The organism is Streptomyces sp. MCA2, assembly GCF_023544705.1.
Classification (GTDB): Bacteria; Actinomycetota; Actinomycetes; order Streptomycetales; family Streptomycetaceae; genus Streptomyces; species Streptomyces decoyicus.
Genome location: NZ_JAMJFM010000039.1, coordinates 1 through 20,983, shown reverse-complemented (window position 1 = coordinate 20,983; position 20,983 = coordinate 1). Strand labels below are relative to the sequence as shown.

Genomic DNA, 20,983 nt, shown 5'->3' with positions numbered 1-20,983 from the left:
GCGTCCCGGGAGGGGCATCCCGGCAGGGGCGCGTCCCGGAGGTGTCAGGCGGAGAGCGGTGCGGCCGCCTCGTCGACGGCGGTGCGCAGGTCCGGGTAGACCTCGAAGAGCCGCCGTACGCCCAGCGCGGCCAGCACACGGTTGACGTGCGAGCCGTCCACGGCGCCCTGCGCGGGGAGGATCAGCCGCAGCCGCCCCTGACAGGAGCGCATCAGACGGCGGGCGGCGATCAGCACGCCGACACCGCTGGAATCGCAGAACCGCACCTCGGAGAGATCGAGCACCAGCGATCTCCGGCCGTCCGCCACCGCGTCGTGCACATGCTGGCGCACCGCCGGTGACGTGACCAGGTCCATCTCCCCGGACACTTGGAGTACGGCCCAGGGGCCCTTTTCGTCCTCTGCCACCTTCAACGACACGCGCTCGAAGCCTTTCGCTCGCTTTCGTACCGGATGAACCGGACTGCATCCGGAATTCATCCTTCCCCGCTCGACTGCCCGGCCCCTCTCCCCTGAAACTCTTCCGAATGCTTGGCGCAACAGGCCGTCCGCCTAAGGCTATGCCCCGACACCCTCAGCTTTTCGCCGACATCCGGTCACACACGGATAACACATCGCCCTATACGGACACGAACGATCAGCATCGATCCGCTGCGATCGGGCATTATCGCCACAAAGGGAGGGCGCCGACCGTCAGGGCTTTACCATCCCCGTACCTCTCAGGGCTCGGTTTGCCGCAAAGGAGCGTGCGTTGTCGGACCCGCGCATTACATTCGTTGGCACGGCGGATTCTGTGACGGCGCCCACAGGTCCGGGCAGGTGCGGGTGCAGGAGTGACGGCTGAGGTGTGAGCCCGGAGGTGACGGGCAGGGATGGGGATCCGATGGGACACGACGCCCCACCACGGTGGGACAGGCGGATGCAGCAGCGGCTCGCGCACGGCGAGGCGGCGGCGCTCGGTGAGCTCTACGACCGCTTCGCCTCTCTGGTGCACAGCCTCGCCTACCGCGTCCTGGACGACGAGGACGCCGCCGACCGCGTCACCCGCGAGGTGTTCGCCTACGTCTGGGAGCACCCGGATTCGTACGACCCCAAGCAGGGCCCGCTGCGCTCCTGGGTCGCCGGTGTCACCCGCCATCAGGCCGTCCAGCGGCTGCGCCAGACCGAGGCGGCCTCGGCGCGCGACTGCGGGGCCGACGCCCCCGCGCCCGCCGAGATAGAGCAGAAGATCCGCGAGGCCTCCACCGCCGCCCGCGCCGACTTCATCGTCACGTCCATGCCCGCGCCCCTGCGGGCCGCCCTGGAGCTGGCGTACTTCCAGCGCCGCGACTACCGCCAGACCGCCGCCGACCTCGGCGTCACGGAGGACGAGGCCCGGCGCAGGCTCCGCCTGGGCCTCCAGCTGCTGTCCACCGCCCACAACCACCAGGCCCTGCCGCCCGCCCATCGCACCGCACCCACCCCGCGCTCCGCCCCTGCCTCGCCTCATGCACCCCATTCACCGCATGCATCGCAGACGCCCCACAGCCCCCGCGGACCGCGCCCGCCGCACACCCAGCACACCGGCCCGGGGAACTCCGCACCACCCGGCCCGGGCCGCGGACGGTCCCTGTGAACGGCCCGGACGAGTGGGACGGCCGCGAACTGCCCGGCAGCCCCGGTGAACGGCCGCGGATACCCTCACCGCGCCCCGCTGCCGAGGACCACGGCCCGCTCCCCGACGCCCCGCCGGCCCCCGTCCGCGAGACGGTGGACGACACCGCCGGCGGCCCCCGCGCACCGGAAGCCGAGCCCGTGACCGAGCCGCCCGCCCCCTTGCCGCTCCCCCTGCCGGCGCCCGCCCCGCCGCACCGGGTCCTCAAGTCGCTGCTCGGCGCCTGGGCCCTGTCGGCCTGCTCGACCGAGGAGACGACCGCCGTCGAGGCGCATCTGACCGACTGCGCCTCCTGCGCGGACGAAGCGTTGCGGCTGCGCGACGCCGTCGGACTGCTGCACCCCGCCGACAGCCTCGACCTCGATCCGCTGCTGCGCTCCCGCGTGCTGGAGGGCTGTCTGGGCCGCCGGCCGGCCCGTATCCCGGTGCCCGAGTGGGCTTCGCCGTACGACGCGGAGACCGCCAAACTGGACGCCCTGCTGCGTGACATGGGCGAGGCGGAGTGGCGTGCTCCGGTGCGGCTGCGCTGGTTCGAGGGTGAGCGCCCGGTCGAGCGGGAGACCACCGTCGGCGGTGTCATGGGGCATCTGATGGCGGTGGACGGCCTGGTCGCGACGGCACTCGGGCTGCCCGACCCGCTCGGGACGACCGCCCCGCCGGGCACCCCGGACCCCCTCATCCGTACGGAAACGTTCTGGCGGACGCCGGACGAGGAGCGCAGCCCGCTGGCCCTGCACGCACCATGGCGCGACCAGAGCTATGCGCTGATACGGCAGGTGTCGTTCGCCGGTGACAAGGTCGCCGAACTCGCCGTGCCCTACGGGGATTTCCGGCTCACGCTGCGCGACTCGTTCCTGGACCGCGCCTTCGAGTGCTGGGTGCATGCCGGGGATATCGCGGAGGCCGTGGACTATCCGTACCAGCCCCCGGCCTCCGGGCATCTCCACCGGATGGTCGACCTCGCCGCCCGGCTGCTGCCCAGCGCGCTGGCCGACCGGCGGCGGGCCGGGCTCGCCGCGCCGCCGCGGCGGCTGGTCGAGGCGGGTGCCCCGGGCCGTACGCTCCATCTGGAGGTCGAGGGCAACGGCGGCGGCCACTGGTACATAGCGCTGGATTCACCGGCCGCCCTCGGCACCCCGGACCGCACGGTCGCGCATATCGCCCTGGACAGCGCCGAGTTCTGCCAGCTGGCCGCCGGTCATATCTCCCCCGAGGAGGCCGCCGCCGGCCAGCACGGCGAACGCGACGCGATCCGCGACGTCCTCTTCGCGACGGCGTCGCTGTCCCGGCTCTAGACGCTCGCCACTAAGGGGCGGTCGAACGCAGCCCGTAGGGGGTCCGAGCGCCCCCTCGGGGCCACAACGTGCTGGGTGGGGAGGGTATTCCGCGGCGGCGGAAGGGCGCGCTCAGGTGCAAGGCGCGCTCCGGCGGAAGCCGCGCTCAGACGGAAGCCGCGCTCAAGCGGAAGGCGCACTCCAGCGGAAGTCGCGCACAGGCGGAAAGGCCCGCTCAGGCGAAGACGACCGTCCGGCTGCCGTTGAGCAGTACCCGGCGCTCGCTGTGCCACTTGACCGCCCGTGCCAGCGCCTGGCACTCGACGTCCCGGCCGATCGCCACGAGCTGGTCGGGCGTGACCTCATGGCCGACGCGCTCGACCTCCTGCTCGATGATCGGGCCCTCGTCGAGGTCGGCGGTCACATAGTGCGCGGTGGCACCGATGAGCTTCACACCGCGGGCGTGCGCCTGGTGGTACGGCTTGGCGCCCTTGAAGCTCGGGAGGAAGGAGTGGTGGATGTTGATGATCCGGCCGGACAGCGCCTTGCACAGATCGTCGGAGAGCACCTGCATATAGCGGGCGAGCACCACCAGCTCGACGTTCTCCGCCTCCACCAGCTCCAGCAGCTGCGCCTCGGCCTGGGCCTTGGTGTCGCGGGTGACCGGAATGTGATGGAAGGGGATGTCGTACGAGCCGACCAGCTCGGCGAAGTCCGTGTGGTTGGAGACCACGGCCGCGATCTCGACCGGCAGCGCGCCGATCCGGGAGCGGAAGAGCAGGTCGTTGAGGCAGTGCCCGAACTTGGACACCATCAGGACGATGCGCATCTTCTCGTCGGCCCGGTGGATCTGCCAGTCCATGCCGAACGAGTCGCCCACCGCCGCGAAGCTGGCCCGCAGCTTGTCGACGCTCACCGAGGTGTCCGCGCTGAAGTGGACCCGCATGAAGAACAGCCCGGTGTCGTGGTCGCCGAACTGCTGACTGTCCTCGATGTTGCAGCCGGTGATGAAGAGGTAGCTGGACACGGCGTGCACGATCCCCTGCTTGTCCGGGCAGGACAGGGTGAGGACGTACTGATCGTTCCGATCGTGCTGACCGGGCTGGGTGGGCTGCGACTCGCTCATGACCTCATAGGGTCGCACACCTGCCGAGCAGGTCAGGCCGGGGCATCCGCCTGACCGGTCATGATGGCCAGCACCTCCAGCGAGCGCGGCGCGGCATCGGGGTCCTCGCCGTCCGCGACCGCCAGCTGCACATGGGCCTCACGGGCCGCGCGTACGGCCTCCGGCCAGCCCTGGTGCTCCATGTAGGCGGTCACCGGGGCGTCCGCGCCGACCTGGTGCATGATCCGCAGCACGCGGAGTACGGCGACATCGACGAGCTGGGCCTCCTGGGAGTCCCGGAAGATCGTGCCGACGTATTTCTCCGCGGACCAGTTGTCCAGCCAGGTGTCCTCGACGAGCCGGTAGACGGCGTCGGTGACATCTCCGTACCCGGGCAGGCCGGCCAGCCACGCCTCCTGCTGGAAGGCGGGGTCGGAGAGCATGTGCAGCGCGGAGCGCACATTGCTGCGCCAGCGCCACCACGGCATGTCGTTGAGTGGCATACCGCCCATGGTGGTCGAGCGGCGGCCTCGACGGGAAGACTTCTCCGAACCTTGCACAGCAATCGATCGTACGTTCTTCACGGATGATCTCAAGCGGCCCCCTGGAGTTCACCTCTACGTCACCGGTCATTGCCTCGTCGTCACCAACCCGTTCCGGGCAGGACGGAAGGGTGCTGTGACATGACCGGACGGCGACGCTCCCTCCCCCGCCCCTTCTCCTCCGCTCCCACGGTCGCGACCGCTTCGGCGGTGGTGTGCACGGCGGCCATCGCGTCGCTGCTCTCGGGCTGCGGCTCCCTCGCCGGGGCCTCGGAGGATGCCGGAGGCAAGGCACCGATCACGGTGATGACCTGGGCACCCGACGGCACCAAAGCGACCAATATGCCGGGAATGCCCGCCATGGCACAGGCCTACGCCCGCTGGGTCAACTCCCGGGGCGGCGTCCGGGGCCACCATCTGAAGGTGCTGACCTGCAACGAGCACAACGACTCGGTGACCGCGGCGCACTGCGCCCAGCGCGCGGTGGACGAGGGCGCGGTCGCCGTCGTCGGCTCGTACAGCCAGTTCGGCCGTTCGTTCATGTCGCCGCTGGAGGTCAAGGGCATCCCCTTCATCGGCGGCTACGGCGCCTCGGACGAGGAGTTCGAGAGCCCGCTGTCCTACCCCGTCAACGGCGGCCAGGCCGCACTGCTGGCCGGCAACGGCCGCCAGCTGGCGCGCGACTGCAAGCGCGTCGCGCTGGTCCGGCCGGACACCATCCAGGGCGACCAGATGCCGTCCCTGCTCAACTCCGGTCTGGAGAGCGGCCATCGGCACCCGGCCAAGGACATCAAGGCGCCCGAGGACGGCACCGACTACTCGTCCGAGGTGAACCGCGCGCTGGACGGGGTGGGCGCCGACCCGGTCCTCTACGGCACGGCGGCGGCCGGCGGAAAGGCACCGGGCTCCTGTGTGACCGCCTCGCTCGGCGACCACACGGACGCGTTCTTCGACTCGTTCCGGCGGCTCCAGGAGGACAGCCCCAAGGTGCAGGTCGCCTCCGTCCTGGGCAGCGTCGGCCAGTCGCTGCTGAACCGTACGGGCGGCAGGTCCGGGCCGCTGGAGGACGCGGACATCACCGGCTGGTACCCGGTCGCCCATGATCCGCGCTGGGATCCGATGCGCAAGGTCATCAACGACTTCGCCTTCGGCGACAACCGCATCGACGCGGCCGACCAGGGCGTCCAGACGACCTGGATCGCCTACACCGTGCTGCGCTCCCTGATCGAGCAGCTCGACGACGCGGGCGTCGAGGACATCACGCCGCACGCCTTCCAGACGACCCTGGACCGCGGTGACCGGGCCGTCGACACCGGCGGGCTGACCCCGAAGCTGCGCTGGCGGGACGACGACATGCTCGCCGTCCAGGACTTCCCGCGCATAGTGAACGGGATGGTGACCTACCAGGTCGTCAGGGACGGCGAGTTGACCTCCGCCAAGGACGGCTTTGTGAACGTCACCAAGACGCTGGAGCGGCGGCGCACGGACAGCTGAGCGGGAGGGCCCCTGAGCGGGCGGGGCGAGGCCGGGCGGGCCAGTGGCGCCCGCCCCGGACACCGCTCAGAGCTGTTCGGGGCGGCGCTCCGTCAGCCCGTACTTCTGGGCGAGCGGGTTCCAGATCTGCGCCGCCTGCTTCTTGGCCGTGGTCGCCTGGCCGCTGGCCGCATTGCCCTGGGCGGTCTGCCTGCTCAGCCGGGCCTTGCCCTTGTGGCAGCCCTTCTTGCTGCCGACCTGGCCGGCCCAGGCCGCGTAATGGTTGTCCGCGGCCGCCGAGGACTGCCAGGCCTTGCTCAGCGCGGCGGTCAACTGCGCATGGTTGGGAATCTTGTCGACGGGCAGCTGCTGGAGCCGCTTCACCAGGTCGTTGCGCTGGCCGGCCGCGGCCCGCAGGTCCTTGGCCGCGCCGCCGAGGTTGCTACAGGTCTTGATGCTGTTGACGGCGCCGATCACCGAGGAACGGCTGTTGTTGCTGTCGCCCAGCAGCGCGTCCAGGCCCTTGGCCTGGGCCTCGGCCGGGTCGGCGGACGGCTTCGGCTTCTCCGGGTCCTTGGCCGCCTTCGTCGTGCCGGCTCCGGAGTCCTCCTTCTTGGCGGTGTCCTCGCCGCTCCCGCCGCTCAGCGCCCAGCCGAGGCCGAGACCGGCCCCCGCGAGCGCCACGATGACGATGCCGACGATCGCGATCGGGGCGAGCCGGCGGCGGCGCCCGCCACCGTCGTCGTCGTACGAGGCCTGCTGGTCGTAGCCGCCGCCGGGCGGGAACTGCTGCCCGGGGCCCTGGCCCTGGTGGCCGTACGGGGGACGGCCCGGGTCCTCGAAGCGCGGCAGCTGTGCGGTGGAGTCCGGGGCGCCGGTCTGTCCGGGCGTGCCGGGACCGTCGCGGAACAGGCCGTCGAACTCGGCGGGGGTGGGACGGTCGCCGGGCGCGCCGGGGCGCACGCCGTACGGCGCACCGGGCGGCGGGGGCGGCGCAGCGGCGCCCACCGGCGGGATGAGCTGGGTGGCCTCGGCATCGCCCGCGCCGCCCGGTGCGCCGGGCATCGGCTGCGGCATCGGCCGACCCTGGCCCTGGCCCTGGGGCCGTTGCCCGTTCGGCTTGATCGCGCGCAGCATCGTGGTGGATTCGTCGCGCGTCTCGGGCCGGCTGGACGCCTCGGGCGGCAGCGGCGCGGCACCGGGGCCGCCGGGCTGGGCACCGACGGGGGGAATGAGTGCGGTGGCCTCCGCGTCGCCCGCGGCGGGCGGCAGCGGCGCGCCGGTCTGCGGGGTCGCCCGCACCAGCTCTCCGGACGGGCCCTGGGGCTGCCCGTACTGCTGCTGCGTCTGCTGCGGCTGCTGGGCCTGCTGGCCGTACGGCTGCTGCGGGGGCTGCTGGCCGGAGCCGTACTGGCCCTCGGGCGGCAGTGCGCCGGGCGCACCCTGGCCATGCTGGGCGCCGTTGGGTACGCCGTGCGGCATGAGCGCCGTCGCCTCGGCGGCCGAGTCGGCCGGAGGCAGCGGCCCGCCTGCCTGCTGCGGCATCGAGGGCGGCAGGGGCGGTGCCGGCGGCGGCCCCTGGGGCGGCTCCGGGAAGCCCTGGCCGCCCTGCGGCTGCGGCGGCATGGCGCCCTGGGGGTGCTGCGGCTGCGCCTGAGCCGGGCCGTAGCCCTGCTGGTCCTGGCCGTAACCCTGCTGCTGGTCCTGCCCGTAGCCCTGCTGCTGGCCTTGGCCGTAGCCCTGCTGCTGACCCTGGCCCTGGCCGTACGTCTGCGGCTGGCCCTGGTCATAGCCCTGCTGCGGGGCGGACGGCTGGCCCTGGGCGGGCGCCTCTCCGTACGGCTGCGGGGCGGCGGCCTGCCGGTCCGGGCCCCAGGGCTGGCCCCACGGCTGTCCGGCCGGCGGTGCGGCCTGCTGGTCGGGCACCCACGGCTCACCGTTGGCGGGCAGCACAATGCCCTCTCGCGCGGGACCGGCCGCAGAATTCTGCGGGTCGTGACCCTGTCCGCTCTGCGTCACCGTGACTCCTACCAACATGCAGACCTACGGAATCGTCGGCTGCACGCTACCGGGTCGCAGCAACGTTCGACCACGTCGCCTGGTCACCACCCCCGCCCGCCCCGGGAACGCGGCGGGCGGGACCCACCCGCCGGCCCGCCCGGCGCCGTACGACAAACCCGGCGCCGCGTGACAAAGCAGCCCCCTGCCGCCGCCACCCCGCCGCCGCCCCGTCCCAGGCGTGCCGCAGGCCCCTCGGGCGTTGTTCAGGCCGCCGTGGCCCGCAGCTCCAGCCGGGCGCTGAATTCCCGCACCACCGGTTCGTCCCTGAAGGGCTCCAAACGCAGCTGGAAGTCCTCCAGATACTCCGCACCGCGGTCCGAACGCAGCCCGCTCAGCAGCTGCACCGCCTGGGTGCCCGTATGGCAGGCCTGCTCCACCTCCCGCTGCTGCGCCTGGGCCCCGGCCAGCAGCAGCAGACCGATGGCCCGCCGCCGCGCCCGGCCTTCGGGGTGCCCGTCCAGCGCCTCCTGCGCGCGCTGCCCGGCGGGCCCCGGCTGCCCCAGATCCCGGTGGCAGTGGGCGAGTTCATCGGCCAGATAGGCCTGGTCGAAGTGGGCGATCCAGACGGGGTCGTCGCCCGCGTCGGCGGCCGCTTCGGCGCGCTCCATCGCGGCGGCCGCCCGGCCGGCCACGACCTGGAAGGCCCGGCCGTCGCCCATCAGGGCATGTCCGCGCGCCTCCGCCGCGCAGAACATCGCCTCCGCCCGCGGGGTGACATGGCCGCGGGCGCCTTCCTGGGCGGCGCGCGCGAGTTGGGCGATCTCCCGGGGATTGCCTAGCGAGGCGGCCAGATGACTCATGCTCGCGGCCAGGACATAGCCGCCGTAGCCGCGGTCACCGGCCGCCTGGGCCAGCCGCAGCGCCTGGATGTAGTAGCGCTGGGCGAGGCCGGGCTGACCGGTGTCGACGGCCATGTAGCCGCCCAGTTCCGTCAACCGCGCGACGGCGGCGAAGAGTTCCCGCCCGACGGACTCGCGGTACGAACCGGCCAGCAGGCCCGACACCACGCTGTTGAGGTAGTGCACGACGACCGGCCTGACATGCCCGGCGCCGAAACGGTGGTCGAGTTCGCCGAGCGCCGTGGTCATGGCGCGTACCGCCTCGACGTCCGAGATCCCGACCCGGGCGCCGGCGTTCCGCGCGACCTGGCTGTCCGCGCCGGTGATCAGCCAGTCGCGGCTGGGCTCGACCAGCGCCGAGGCCGCGACCGTGGACCCGCTGAGGAAGTCGCGCCGCCCGACATCGCTGCGCCACAGCTCACAGACCTGCTCGATCGCCCCGAGGACGGTCGGTGAGAACTGGAGCCCCACCCCGGACGCGAGGTTCTTGCCGTCGGCCATCCCGATCTCGTCGATGGTGACCGTGCGCCCCAGCTTGCGCCCCAGCGCCTCGGCGATGACGGCCGGAGCGCGGCCGCGCGGTTGCTGTCCGCGCAGCCATCTGGCCACCGAGGTCTTGTCGTAGCGGAGGTCGAGACCGTGTTCCGCACCGCACATGTTGACGCGGCGGGCAAGCCCCGCGTTGGAACAGGCGGCTTCCTGGATCAGCGCCTGGAGCCGTTCGTTGGGCTGCCGTGCGACGAGTGGCCTGGCGGCCATGCTTGTACCCCCTGTGTACTGCTGCGCGTTCACCGGCGAACGCCGTTCCTCGTGATCGATTCCCCGTGAATATGCCGGATATCCGAGAGATCCGGGATATGCGCGATAGGAGAGATCGGAGCGATACGCACTTTGCATCGGATGCTCAGTTCTGAGCGTTTTGAGCCCTGTCCGGAGCATCCTCGGTGCGCTGCGCTCGTTCACGAGTAGGGAGGTGCGCGGTGCCGTGCACAGCTCGCGGCGCCGCCGTGCCGGGCTCCCCCCGGGTGCACTTCGGTCTGCCGCCGGGCGGCCTCTCCGCCCGTCACGCAGGTGGCTACCCGCTCCTCGGGCCCCGCCCGCATATGCGCCCCCACCGGTGCACCCATGCGCCCCACGTGCGAGAACGATGCGCCGGGGGGTCAGCCATTTGGCCGTAACCCTTGGTGACACCGGGAGTTGTCCTCTGCGTGGAAGAGACCATCCAAGTCACAGGAGCCCCGCAGATCCCCAAGCAGCGCGGCGAGCAGATGCTGGACACTGCGGTGCGTTACGCGGAAGAACGGCATTGGGACGTGTTCCCCGGCGCATGGCTGGAGCACGACGGCGAGACGCCGCGCTGCTCGTGCGGCGCCGGCGACTGCGCAGCGCCCGGCGCGCACCCCACCGCCCCCGGCTGGGCCGGACAGGCCAGCGGCAGCGCCACCGCCGTCCGCCGGATGTGGAGCAAGCAGCCGCGGGCCTCGATCCTGTTGCCGACGGGCCGGACGTTCGAGGCGCTGGACGTCCCGGAGACCGCGGGCTGCCTGGCGCTGGCCCGTATGGAGCGGATGGCCCTGCCGCTCGGCCCGGTGACCCGCACCCCCGACCGCCGGATGCTCTTCCTCGTCCTGCCCGGCGCCTCGGTGAAGGTCCCGAAGCTCGTACGGAGCCTGGGCTGGGCGCCGGCCGCGCTCGATCTGGTCTGCCGCGGCGAGGGCGAGTACATCGCCGCACCGCCGACCCGGGTGGGGGCGCACGGCTCGGTGCAGTGGGCGCGCCGCCCCACCCCCGCCAACCGCTGGCTGCCGGACGCCGAGGAGCTGATCAGCCCGCTCGCGTACGCCTGCGCACGGGACGCGGTCGCGGTCCGCGGCCGCTGACCCCGGACCGGCCCGCTCCCCTTGTCCCCGGCGGCGTCCGCCACCCGGACGCCGTCGGCACCCGCCCGTATCGTGGGATGCCGGACGGGGGCCAGGACGGCCCCTGCGGGGACGTCGAAGGGCAGGACCGGTGGCGAACGAGCCGGAACACATCGATCAGCGGGCCGCATCGGCACCGCCGCAGCGCACCACGGCTGCCTCTCCGGGCGGGCCGGCCGCGGCCCCCGGGGGCGGCGTGGCCGGCCCGCCCGCCGTACGCGTCCAGGGTCTGTGGAAGAAGTTCGGCGAGCAGATCGCCGTCAACGGCATCGACCTGACGCTGCCGGCCGGACGCTTCATCGGACTGGTCGGCCCCAACGGCGCCGGCAAGACCACCACCCTCTCCATGGTGACGGGCCTGCTGCGGCCGGACGCCGGCGTGGTCGAGATCGGCGGGCAGGACGTCTGGCAGGACCCGGTGTCCGTCAAGTCGCGTATCGGGGTGCTGCCCGAGGGGCTGCGGCTCTTCGAGCGGCTGTCCGGACGTGAACTCCTCGGCTACATAGGCCGGTTGCGCGGCCTGCCGGGCGACGAGGTCGACAAGCGGGCCGCACAGCTGCTGGACGTGCTCGATCTGGCGGGCGCACAGAACAAGCTGGTGGTGGACTACTCCACCGGTATGCGCAAGAAGATCGGGCTGGCGGCGGCGCTGCTGCACAACCCCGAGATCCTCTTCCTCGACGAGCCCTTCGAGGGCGTCGACCCGGTCTCGGCGCAGACCATCCGCGGCGTACTGGAGCGCTACACCGCCTCCGGGGCGACCGTGATCTTCTCCAGCCATGTGATGGAGCTGGTCGAGTCGCTGTGCGACTGGGTCGCGGTGATCGCCGCCGGGCGGATCCGTGCGGACGGCCCGCTCGCGGAGGTGCGCGGCACGGCGCCCTCGCTCCAGGACGCGTTCCTCGAACTCGTCGGCGCACGGGAGCGCGGCGCGGGGCAGAACCTGGACTGGCTGGGCGGTGGCGGCGCCCGATGAGCACCGAATCCGCCGTGCCGGCTGCCCGCCCCGCCGCACCGTCCCTGACCGGCGTCTTCGTCCGGCTGAAGCTGTCGCTGCTGCGCAACGGGCTGCGCCAGTCCACCGGGCGCGCGCTGGCGTACATCGGGTCCGTCATCGTCGGTCTGCTGTTCACCGCCGGTGTCGTGCTGGGGCTGATCGCGCTGCGCGGCACCCCGCATGCCGGTGCGCTGGTCGTGCTGCTCACCGGGATCCTCACCCTGGGCTGGGCGGTGATGCCGCTGTTCTTCCCCACGGGCGACGAGACGCTCGATCCGACCCGGCTGGTCATGCTGCCGCTGCGGCCGCGGCCGCTGATCGTCTCGCTGCTGGTGGCCTCGCTGGTCGGCATCGGCCCGGTCGTCACCCTCGCGCTGGTGACCGGCTCGGTGATCGCGGTCGCGGACGGGGCGGTCGCCGCGGCCGTGGGCGTGGTGGCCGTCGTGCTGGTGGTGCTGGTGTGCGTGTCGCTGGCGCGTGCGGTCGCCACCGCCTCGGTGCGGCTGCTGACCAGCCGCCGCGGCCGGGATCTCGCCGTGCTGAGCGGCCTGTTCATCGCCATCGGCGCGCAGGGCGTCAATATCGCCGCGCAGAAGCTGGGCCGGCCGGACGGACTGTCCGTACTGGAGCCGCTGGGCACGGTGCTGCGCTGGGTGCCGCCGGCCTCGGCGGTCAGCGCCGTCGAGGACGCCGGACACGGGGCGTGGGGGCGGACGCTGGCCGGCCTGGCGCTGACGGCGCTGGCGCTGGTCCTGCTGCTGTGGTGGTGGCAGCGCACGCTGACCACCCTGATGACGTCCCCGGACTCCTCCACCCTCCAGGCGGTGGAGAAGGACAGCGCGCGCCGGGCCGGCAGCGGGGAGCGGGGGCTCGCGCGGCTGCTGCCGGACGGGCGGACCGGCACGGTCATGCTCCGTACGCTGCGCTACGCCTGGCGCGACCCCAAGTCGAAGATGGGGTGGGCGACCTCGATCGGCGTCGGCCTGCTGCTGCCGGTCGTCTCGGCCGTGCAGGACAACGGCAGCATCTATATGTCGTTCTCGGCAGCCGCGCTGCTCGGCACGCAGATGTACAACCAGTTCGGGCAGGACACCTCGGCGTTCTGGATGGTCGCCTCGACGATCTCCACCCCACGGGACGCCTATCAGGAGCTACGGGCGCGCGCCTTCGCGCTGGCGCTGGTGGCCGTCCCGTACGTCACGCTGGTGGTCGCCGGCACCGCCGCCGTCATCGGGCCGTGGTCGGACTTCGTGGAGGTCTACGGGCTCTCGCTGGCCGTGCTGGGTGCGCTGCTCGCGACCGGGGCGCTGTCGTCGGCGCTCTTCCCGTACTCGATCCCCGCGGAGAGCAACAAGAACGTCGCGCCGGGACAGGGCGCGATCGCGTGGTTCAGCCTCTTCGGCGGGGTGCTGGTGGGCGCCGTGCTGTGCTCGCCGCTGCTGGGCCTGACCATCTGGCTGCATGTGGCGGGTCTGCACCATCTGTTGTGGGTGCTGCTGCCGATCGGTGCGGTCTACGGCACGGGCATCGCGGAGCTGGGGCTGCGCCTTGCGGCGCCCCGCGTGACGCGGCGGCTGCCGGAGATTCTGGCAGCGGTCAGCAAGGGCTGAGGGCCCCGGGCGGGGCAGGACCGGCCGGTTCGACGGGCCGGGTCCGCCCCGCCGCGAAGTCTTCCCCAGGCTGCACCGGCCGCTCGCGCGGTGGACGTGGTGATGGCAGTGGTGGTGGCGGTGGCGTCATTGCCGCGGCCCGGGTCGCGGGCTCTCAGCTGGGCACCGTGGCCGTACGGAGAAAGGGTTCGATGGCGGCGCACCATGCGTCGGGCTGTTCCCACGGGAGCAGATGCCCGGCGTCCGGGATCTCGGCGTAGGCGCCGCGGGGCAGCACCCGGACCATCTCCTGGGCCTCGGCGCGGCCCAGTTCGGCATCGAGGCCGCGGACGACGAGGGCCGGGCACGACACCTGGGCGAGCTCTTCCCAATGAGCGTCATGCACCCAGGTCTCGCGGGCCGTGAGCATCTGCCGGCGGGAGAAGACGGGGCGCCAGCCGTCGGCGCGCTCGGCCATCACCTCCGCGAAGAACTCGCCTCGGGTGGGTCTGGGCCGCTCCAGGGTCGGGTCGTCCTCGCCGAACCACTTACGGACATCCGCGAGGGTGGCGAACGGCAGCGGCCAGGACCGGAACCACTCGGTCCACTCATGCTGGGAGGCCGCCCCGAGCGCCGAGGCCCGCATATCGCAGATGACCAGCGCACTGACCAGATCAGGTCTTCGGGCCGCTAACTGCCACGCCGTCAGGGCGCCCATGGCATGCCCGACAAGGGCGACCGGGGCGAGGCCGAGCTGCTCGATGGCCGCGATGGCGTCGTCGACATAGGCCTCGCGGTCGTACGGCCCCTCGGAGGGCTTCTCGCTGCGGCCGTGGCCCCGCTGATCCAGCGCGACGGGGCGGTGGCGTGCGCTCAAGCGGCGCGCGGTGGCCGCCCAGTGCGAGGCGCGGCCCATCAGGCCATGGAGGAGGAGTACGCCCGGCCGCTGTTCGCTCTCCTCCAGGCCGCCGCCGATCTTGGGCGGGTCGGCGAATTCCCAGGCGGCGAGGCGTACACCGCCCATCCCTGTCACATCGATGCGCTGAACCATGTGCCCTGGCACCCCCAATCGTCCCTTGAGCAGCTCCACACTATCGAACCCCTATTCGAACGCACCGTTCCGGCGCGCAATACCCCTCGTTCGAGTGACCTCGGTCAGGGATTGGCCGCGGCCGCCACGGGGAGACATCTGCCGGGAGGCGGGCCCTACCGGGAAGGGGGCCCGTGGGGGAAGACCCTGGGAGCTCGGGGCTCCGGGTCTTGGGTGGGGGACATGGGGAGGCAGGGCCCCGGCTGCTCGCAGCGCCGGGGCCCTGACTGTCTCCGTTGTGCATGGATGCATCCGAACCCCCTCCCCGGCCAGGACAGGCCGATGCATGGCCATGCGTCAGCGTGACACGAGCCCGGCCGTATCGCACGGATTCGCACAAGTCCGTTCAACCGGAAAGAACTTGCCTGGCCCTCTGAGGGGGCGTCGGCGCAGCTCAGCGGGTTCGCGGGGGAGGCCGGGAGGAAAGTGCGGAAAAGAAAGAGGCTGAAACTGATTTCAGCGCTTGGCGACAAACACGTGGGAGGCGATCTCGGAGTCCAGCTCGGCGGCCTCGCCGCTGCTGCCGACCAGCACCCCGGCCGGCGACTCCGTCACGCTCACCACCGCGCCCGGCTGCACGCCCGCCCGCCGGAGGGTGTACATCAGCTGGGCGTCCGCCTGGATCGGCTCGCCGATCCGGCGCACCACGGCGGTCTTGCCTTCGGCCCCGGCGTCCAGATCCATCAGGCTCACCATGCCGGCGTCCAGGAACGGGTCGACCTCGGACTTCTCGCCGAGCTCCGCCAGCCCCGGGATGGGGTTGCCGTACGGCGACTCCGTGGGATGCCGCAGCAGTTCCAGGACGCGGCGCTCGACCGCCTCGCTCATCACGTGCTCCCAGCGACACGCCTCGGCGTGCACCTGCTCCCATTCGAGCCCGATGACGTCGACGAGCAAGCACTCGGCAAGGCGGTGCTTGCGCATCACCCGCGTCGCCAGCCGCCGGCCCTCCTCCGTCAGCTCCAGATGCCGGTCGCCCGCGACCGTCAGGAGTCCGTCGCGCTCCATGCGCGCCACCGTCTGGCTCACCGTCGGGCCGCTCTGTTCGAGCCGCTCCGCGATGCGGGCGCGCATGGGCACCACACCCTCCTCTTCCAGCTCGAGGACGGTGCGGAGATACATCTCCGTGGTGTCGATCAGTCCGGACATGCGTGCCCCTCGATGTGTGGTGCGGTGGCCCTGGACTCAATTCTGACGCATCTCACTGACAACGGTGCCGCCTCGTCCGTGCACCGGACCCTCACGGCCGTATTGACAGGGCACTGGTCCAGACCGCAACGTGATCCGCGCCACTGATCAGATACGACGAGATCCCACGAGATCCGACGAGAGGGGCCCGCGGCCATGGCTGAGAGCGACCGGAGCGACCGGCTGGCCGGGAAGTACTTCGACGCCGCGATCGACCTGCTGCGGCAGGTCCGCGACGAAGAGGGCGACCGGATCACCGCGGCCGGGCGGCTCATCGCGGACACCGTTGCGGCGGGCGGCCGGGTCTTCTCCTTCGGCGCCGGGCACTCCTCGCTCCCCGCGCAGGACACCGTCTACCGGGCGGGCGGTCTGGCCGTCATGAATCTGCTGTCCGTCCCGGGCGTGGTCGGCGTGGATGTACGGCCCGCGACGCTCGGCAGCGCGCTGGAGCGGGTCGACGGGCTGGCCGGGGCCGTCCTGGACACCAGCCCGCTGGAGGCGGGCGATGTGCTGGTGATCATCTCGCTCTCCGGGCGGAACGCGCTGCCCGTCGAAATGGCGATGAACGCCCGCGCCCTCGGCATCAAGGTCATCGGCGTGACGTCGGTGGCCTACGCGGACGCGACCAAGTCCCGGCATGTCTCCGGCAGCTTCCTCAAGGACCACTGCGACCTGGTGCTGGACAGCCGGATCACGGTGGGCGACGCGGAGTTGACGCTGCCGGGCATCGACGCGCCGTTCGCCCCCGCCTCCACGGTCGTCACCAGCACGATCATGCAGGCCATGGTGGCGACGGCCGCGGGCACGCTCGCCGAACGGGGCATCGACCCGCCGCTGCTGCGCTCCGGGAACGTCGACGGCGGGCACGACTGGAACGCCCGGGTGATGAACGAGTACGCGGACCGGATCTTCTACCGGCAGTGAGGCGGGCGGGTGACCCCAACGAGGGCAGCTCTCCCCCGGAGCGCAGGGATCTTCTCCCGGCAGTGAACGGGCGGCCCGTTCAGAGCGACGCCGCGCCGGCGAGGTCCAGGGCCGTGGCGATCCGGGCCGCGACCTCCTCCGCGTAGTCCGCGTCCGCGCGGTCGAAGGGGCGGCGCGCGGGCGCCCGCAGAAACGTGGCGACGCCGAGGGTGCGGCCGCGGCTGCGCAGCACCACGCACAGACCGTGCACGGTGCCGTCCGGCCAGTTACGGGCGGCCGCCCAGCCGGCGGGCGAGGCGGGACCGGCGCTGGTACGCACCGAACCACGCCGCTCGTACGCCTGGAACGCCGGATGGCCCGGCACGTACGGCGTGGGAATGCCGGTCGCCGACAGCCTCTCCGAGGGGCCGGGCGAACCGGCCGGGGAGGCCAGCGTGCGGACCAGCCGGGGCGTGCCCCGCCGGGCGCGCCGGCCACGGTCCGCGCCGGTGACGCCGGCCTCCGGAGCGCCGGACGGCGGCGCGGCACCGCCCGCCGCGCCCGCCCCCTCGGACCCGCCGGACGCCCCGGCCGCCTCTCCTGCCGTGTCATACGCGCCGTCGTCCGCGTCCGTGTCGTACGCGTCGTACGCATCGCCCTCGGCGAGGGCACCGTACGGCCGCGGCGCAGGTGTCGCGGCGAGGTCGACCAGGCCGTGGTCGGCGAAGCCCGCCAGGGCGAAGTCGAGGTGGACCGCGGCGGCTTCGGCCGGGTCCGGGCACTCCGCGGCCGCCCGTCCCGCACGGTGCAGCTGATGGGCGCGGAAGCGCAGCAGCGAGCCCTCCGTTTCGGCCCGCTTGGCGTCCGTGACGTCCTGGAAGAGCCAGGCCACGCCCAGCGGCACCGGCTCCTCCGCCAGCGGGGAGGACAGCCGGACGAAACCGCTGCGCCAGCACCGGCGCGGCAGCTCGGCCTCCTCGGAGCGCAGCGTCACCCACAGGTCGGCGACGGCCTGCGGCGCGCCCTCGGCGAGGACGTGCTGGAGGGCGCACTCCAGCTCCTCGACGCCCTGCGCCAGCAGCTCGCCCAGGGGACGGCCCAGCAGGGCCGTGCGCCCCACGCCCAGGGCGCGGGCGGCATGCGCGTTGACGACGGCGGGCCGCAGATCGGCGTCGATCAGCACCACGCCCCAGGACGCGTCCTCGAACAGCGCCTCGCTGAGCGCGATGGACCGCTCCAGGTCCATCTGGGTGTGCACCTCGCTGAAGGCGCAGTACACGCCCGCGACCCGGCCGCCGGGGGCGCGGACTGCGGAGGACTGGGTGCGGACGAGAACGCGGTGGCCGTCCTTGGTCAGCAGGGCGAACTCGTGCACCTGGCGGCCCGGGGAGCGCATGGCGGCCGCGAGCGCGGCCTCGATCGCGTCGGCGTCCTCCTTGCGGACCGCCCAGCCCGCCAGGCCCGTACGGCCGACGGCTTCGGTGGTGGTCCAGCCCAGGATGCGTTCGGCCTCGTGGTTCCAGTGCGTGACGGTGCCGTCCGCGCCGAAGGCGACCAGGGCGGCGTCCATGCCGTCGAGGAGGGCGGCCAGCAGACCGGAGTCATCGGTCTCGTCGGCGGAGCAGCGCGCCGCCGACGAGGCAGAAGAAGCTGACGAAGCAGTCACTGGCACCCCTTACGAACGCGGCCACACGTGCTCCACCTGGGAACATTCAACTGGAACGTGACACACCCCACAGCCGATTCGCGGAATTCGTTGCTAACGGGAAATTCCCTTGTGTGCGGCCGGACGGCTTCCTAATGTGTGGAGCACACGAGAAGGGAGGTGGTTCGGCCAATGATTTCGCACCGGACGCGTGAGGTGGCTGCGGGCTAGCGGCCCGTCGCTTCACCCGAAGTGCAGCGCCGGACCAGCGCATACGATGCGCAGCCGGCCAATCCCAAGCAGTCACCCGACCCGCGGGCTGCCGGTTCGTCCGACCGGCCCTCTGCGCCACCGAGCGCGGAGGAACGAGCCCGCGGGTCGTCTGCGTTTGCGCACCACGGGCAGCCGCGAAGGGCGACGGGCGCGCCGTCAGGCGAACGGGCCCGCGTCAGGGCGCCAGGCGCTCCACCCGCCAGGACCCGTCCTCGCGGACATACCGCAGCCGGTCGTGCAGCCGGTTGAGGCGGCCCTGCCAGAATTCGATCGTCTCGGCGGCGATCCGGTAGCCGCCCCAGTGCGGCGGCGCCGGCACCTGCTCGCCCTCCGGGTAGCGGGCCGCCAATTCCTCGTAGGCGCGCTCCAGTTCGTCGCGCGAGGCGACCGGCGCGGACTGGTCGCTGGCCCAGGCGCCCAGCTGGGAGCCGTGCGGGCGGCTACGGAAGTAGGCGGCGGTCTCGTCCCGGCCGATGCGTTCCGCGGTGCCGGTCACCACGACCTGACGGGCCAGCGGGTGCCAGGGGAACAGCAGCGACACGGCCGGATTTTCGGCCAGTTCACGACCCTTCCGGCTGTTGTAGTTGGTGAAGAACACAAAGCCGCGGTCGTCGAACGCCTTGAGCAGGACGGTCCGTGAGCTCGGCCGGCCGGCGGCGTCCGCCGTCGAGACGACCATGGCGTTCGGCTCGTGCAGGCCGGCCACGGTCGCGTCCTTGAACCAGCGCGCGAACTGGTCGTACGGGCTGGCGGCGAGGTCGGACTCGACGAGTCCCTCGGCGCGGTAATGCGCACGCATGGAGGAGGGATCGGGGGTCTCGGCATGAGGCGCGTCGGCGGGGTGCACGGCCTCATCTTGCAACATCGGGTCCGGCGCGGTCAGCCGGGAGGGGCGGAAGTCTGCCCCTCGTCGACCAGCCGTAACCCTCCCGTCGGCAGATCGACCATTGTGCCGAGTCTCACGCCTCCCCGCAGGTGGGAGACCCGCCAGAATGAGGGGGCGGAGCACTGTGGCCTCCGGACAGGGAGAGCTATCGTGTCCGTCCGGCCTGAAGGACGCACTACTCCGAACCTGCTTGCCCACGGTCCGACCCACCGCGGGCAAGACCGTCGCGTGACCCACGCCCTGGCGGGGCATCACCCGCGTGACCGGTACGGACCGCGAGCTGCCCGGCGCAGCCGCGTAACCGCACCGGGAACGCACCGCACACCTGAGACCCGACCGCACGGCAGCCGGTCACGGACCGTTTGCCGTCCCCATCTTGAGGAGCTGCCTGATGTCCGACTTCGTACCCGGACTCGAGGGAATCATCGCGTTCGAGACGGAGATCGCCGAACCGGATAAGGAGGGTGGCTCGCTCCGCTATCGCGGGGTCGACATCGAGGATCTCGTCGGGAAGGTGTCCTTCGGAAACGTCTGGGGGCTGCTGGTCGACGGGGCGTTCAATCCTGGTCTGCCGCCCGCCGAGCCGTTCCCGATTCCGGTGCACTCGGGCGACATCCGGGTCGATGTGCAGTCGGCGCTCGCCATGCTCGCGCCCGTATGGGGCCTGAAGCCGCTGCTGGACATCGACGAGGCGACGGCCCGTGACAACCTTGCCCGGGCCGCGGTCATGGCCCTGTCGTACGTGGCGCAGTCGGCGCGCGGGCCGGGCCTGCCGATGGTGCCGCAGAAGGAGATCGACACGGCGGAGACCGTCGTGGAGCGCTTCATGAAGCGCTGGCGCGGGGAGCCCGACCCCCAGCACGTCAAGGCCGTCGACGCCTACTGGACCTCGGCCGCCGAGCACGGCATGAACCCCTCCACCTTCACCGCCCGGTCCATCGCCTCCACGGGCGCGGATGTGGCGGCCGCGCTGTCCGGCGCGGTCGGTGCGATGTCCGGTCCGCTGCACGGCGGTGCGCCCTCCCGCGTGCTCGGCATGATCGAGGAGATCGAGCGGTCCGGCGACGCGTCCGCGTATGTCCGGCAGGCGCTGGACAAGGGCGAGCGGCTGATGGGCTTCGGCCACCGCGTCTACCGCGCCGAGGACCCGCGGGCGCGGGTGCTGCGACGCACCGCCAAGGAGCTGGGCGCCCCGCGCTTCGAGGTCGCCGAGGCACTGGAGAAGGCCGCGCTGGACGAGCTGCGCAGCCGCCGCCCCGACCGGGTGCTGGCCACCAACGTCGAGTTCTGGGCGGCCATCGTCCTGGACTTCGCCGAGGTCCCGGCGCACATGTTCACCTCGATGTTCACCTGCGCCCGCACGGCCGGCTGGAGCGCGCACATCCTGGAACAGAAGCGGACGGGCCGACTGGTCCGGCCGTCGGCCCGCTACGTGGGGCCTGCGGCGCGCGGCCCGGAGGAGATCGCGGGCTTCGAGGGCCTCGCCGCTCGCTGAGCGCTTAGCTTGCGTCCCCCCACGTTTTTGGCTGTCCCGCCGTGGTTCGTC

At 72.4% G+C, this 20,983-nt stretch carries 16 protein-coding genes and 1 pseudogene; 8 read left to right on the top strand and 9 right to left on the bottom strand.

Annotation, left to right across the window (positions count from 1 at the left end; translation table 11 throughout):
• Nucleotides 1-44 precede the first annotated feature (44 nt).
• Nucleotides 45-419 (bottom strand): STAS domain-containing protein, encoded by a 375-nt coding sequence (locus M8I34_RS27845; protein ID WP_030087372.1) that lies wholly within the window; start codon nt 417-419, stop codon nt 45-47.
• 463 nt (nt 420-882) lie between these two features.
• Between M8I34_RS27845 and M8I34_RS27840 the strand changes: the two are divergent.
• Nucleotides 883-1,443: pseudogene (locus tag M8I34_RS27840) on the top strand (sigma-70 family RNA polymerase sigma factor); the annotation flags it as partial.
• A 167-nt stretch (nt 1,444-1,610) separates the two neighbouring features.
• A complete protein-coding gene (locus M8I34_RS27835) occupies nt 1,611-2,948 on the top strand; it encodes a zf-HC2 domain-containing protein (RefSeq protein WP_250053811.1) in 1,338 nt (445 codons plus the stop codon).
• 214 nt (nt 2,949-3,162) lie between these two features.
• Here the strand turns inward: M8I34_RS27835 and purU are convergent, their stop codons facing one another.
• Nucleotides 3,163-4,053, bottom strand: a complete 891-nt coding sequence (gene purU / locus M8I34_RS27830) for a formyltetrahydrofolate deformylase (RefSeq protein ID WP_244419243.1) — start codon at nt 4,051-4,053, stop codon at nt 3,163-3,165.
• A 32-nt stretch (nt 4,054-4,085) separates the two neighbouring features.
• Nucleotides 4,086-4,598 carry a hypothetical protein gene (locus tag M8I34_RS27825; protein WP_244420270.1) on the bottom strand — a complete coding sequence of 171 codons (513 nt, stop codon included), beginning with the start codon at nt 4,596-4,598 and terminating at the stop codon, nt 4,086-4,088.
• A gap of 117 nt (nt 4,599-4,715) precedes the next feature.
• On the opposite strand from M8I34_RS27825, the gene M8I34_RS27820 reads away from it, so the two are divergent.
• Nucleotides 4,716-6,068 carry an ABC transporter substrate-binding protein gene (locus M8I34_RS27820; protein WP_250053809.1) on the top strand — a complete coding sequence of 451 codons (1,353 nt, stop codon included), beginning with the start codon at nt 4,716-4,718 and terminating at the stop codon, nt 6,066-6,068.
• Nucleotides 6,069-6,134: 66 nt separating this feature from the next.
• On the opposite strand, the gene M8I34_RS27815 is transcribed toward M8I34_RS27820, so the two are convergent.
• Nucleotides 6,135-8,066, bottom strand: a complete 1,932-nt coding sequence (locus M8I34_RS27815) for a hypothetical protein (protein WP_308372721.1) — start codon at nt 8,064-8,066, stop codon at nt 6,135-6,137.
• Between the two features lie 245 nt (nt 8,067-8,311).
• Nucleotides 8,312-9,706: a transcriptional regulator gene (locus tag M8I34_RS27810; protein ID WP_250053807.1), complete on the bottom strand. Its 1,395-nt coding sequence runs from the start codon at nt 9,704-9,706 to the stop codon at nt 8,312-8,314.
• Between the two features lie 449 nt (nt 9,707-10,155).
• On the opposite strand from M8I34_RS27810, the gene M8I34_RS27805 reads away from it, so the two are divergent.
• From M8I34_RS27805 to M8I34_RS27795, 3 genes are all read left to right on the top strand, one after another.
• On the top strand, nt 10,156-10,827 hold the full coding sequence (locus tag M8I34_RS27805; protein WP_030981105.1) for a bifunctional DNA primase/polymerase: 672 nt from the start codon (nt 10,156-10,158) through the stop codon (nt 10,825-10,827).
• 130 nt (nt 10,828-10,957) lie between these two features.
• A complete protein-coding gene (locus M8I34_RS27800) occupies nt 10,958-11,842 on the top strand; it encodes an ABC transporter ATP-binding protein (RefSeq protein WP_374210999.1) in 885 nt (294 codons plus the stop codon).
• Nucleotides 11,839-13,473 (top strand): transporter, encoded by a 1,635-nt coding sequence (locus tag M8I34_RS27795; protein WP_250053805.1) that lies wholly within the window; start codon nt 11,839-11,841, stop codon nt 13,471-13,473. The genes M8I34_RS27800 and M8I34_RS27795 overlap by 4 nt, the downstream gene beginning before the upstream one ends.
• 154 nt (nt 13,474-13,627) lie before the next feature.
• On the opposite strand, the gene M8I34_RS27790 is transcribed toward M8I34_RS27795, so the two are convergent.
• Together M8I34_RS27790 and M8I34_RS27785 are read right to left on the bottom strand one after the other, a co-directional pair.
• A complete protein-coding gene (locus tag M8I34_RS27790; protein ID WP_244419247.1) occupies nt 13,628-14,503 on the bottom strand; it encodes an alpha/beta fold hydrolase in 876 nt (291 codons plus the stop codon).
• Nucleotides 14,504-14,998: 495 nt separating this feature from the next.
• The gene (locus M8I34_RS27785; RefSeq protein WP_030981101.1) at nt 14,999-15,691 is read right to left on the bottom strand and encodes a metal-dependent transcriptional regulator; all 693 of its coding nucleotides are present in this window, start codon (nt 15,689-15,691) and stop codon (nt 14,999-15,001) included.
• Between the two features lie 195 nt (nt 15,692-15,886).
• Between M8I34_RS27785 and M8I34_RS27780 the strand changes: the two genes are divergently transcribed.
• The gene (locus M8I34_RS27780) at nt 15,887-16,654 is read left to right on the top strand and encodes an SIS domain-containing protein (protein ID WP_250053803.1); all 768 of its coding nucleotides are present in this window, start codon (nt 15,887-15,889) and stop codon (nt 16,652-16,654) included.
• 79 nt (nt 16,655-16,733) lie between these two features.
• Here the strand turns inward: M8I34_RS27780 and M8I34_RS27775 are convergent, their stop codons facing one another.
• Nucleotides 16,734-18,299 carry a PAS domain-containing protein gene (locus tag M8I34_RS27775; RefSeq protein ID WP_250053801.1) on the bottom strand — a complete coding sequence of 522 codons (1,566 nt, stop codon included), beginning with the start codon at nt 18,297-18,299 and terminating at the stop codon, nt 16,734-16,736.
• Nucleotides 18,300-18,726: 427 nt separating this feature from the next.
• The gene (gene pdxH / locus M8I34_RS27770) at nt 18,727-19,350 is read right to left on the bottom strand and encodes a pyridoxamine 5'-phosphate oxidase (protein WP_308372723.1); all 624 of its coding nucleotides are present in this window, start codon (nt 19,348-19,350) and stop codon (nt 18,727-18,729) included.
• A gap of 478 nt (nt 19,351-19,828) precedes the next feature.
• On the opposite strand from pdxH, the gene M8I34_RS27765 reads away from it, so the two are divergent.
• On the top strand, nt 19,829-20,932 hold the full coding sequence (locus tag M8I34_RS27765) for a citrate synthase 2 (protein WP_244419252.1): 1,104 nt from the start codon (nt 19,829-19,831) through the stop codon (nt 20,930-20,932).
• The last annotated feature ends 51 nt before the right edge of the window (nt 20,933-20,983 follow it).

What these genes read in the sequence shown, in the direction of transcription:
- purU (WP_244419243.1), bottom strand. Translation starts at nt 4,053, where the DNA reads ATGAGCGAGTCGCAGCCCACCCAGCCCGGTCAGCACGATCGGAACGAT.
- M8I34_RS27820 (WP_250053809.1), top strand. Translation starts at nt 4,716, where the DNA reads ATGACCGGACGGCGACGCTCCCTCCCCCGCCCCTTCTCCTCCGCTCCC.
- M8I34_RS27810 (WP_250053807.1), bottom strand. Translation starts at nt 9,706, where the DNA reads ATGGCCGCCAGGCCACTCGTCGCACGGCAGCCCAACGAACGGCTCCAG.
- M8I34_RS27795 (WP_250053805.1), top strand. Translation starts at nt 11,839, where the DNA reads ATGAGCACCGAATCCGCCGTGCCGGCTGCCCGCCCCGCCGCACCGTCC.
- M8I34_RS27790 (WP_244419247.1), bottom strand. Translation starts at nt 14,503, where the DNA reads ATGGTTCAGCGCATCGATGTGACAGGGATGGGCGGTGTACGCCTCGCC.
- M8I34_RS27785 (WP_030981101.1), bottom strand. Translation starts at nt 15,691, where the DNA reads ATGTCCGGACTGATCGACACCACGGAGATGTATCTCCGCACCGTCCTC.
- M8I34_RS27780 (WP_250053803.1), top strand. Translation starts at nt 15,887, where the DNA reads ATGGCTGAGAGCGACCGGAGCGACCGGCTGGCCGGGAAGTACTTCGAC.
- pdxH (WP_308372723.1), bottom strand. Translation starts at nt 19,350, where the DNA reads ATGCGTGCGCATTACCGCGCCGAGGGACTCGTCGAGTCCGACCTCGCC.
- M8I34_RS27765 (WP_244419252.1), top strand. Translation starts at nt 19,829, where the DNA reads ATGTCCGACTTCGTACCCGGACTCGAGGGAATCATCGCGTTCGAGACG.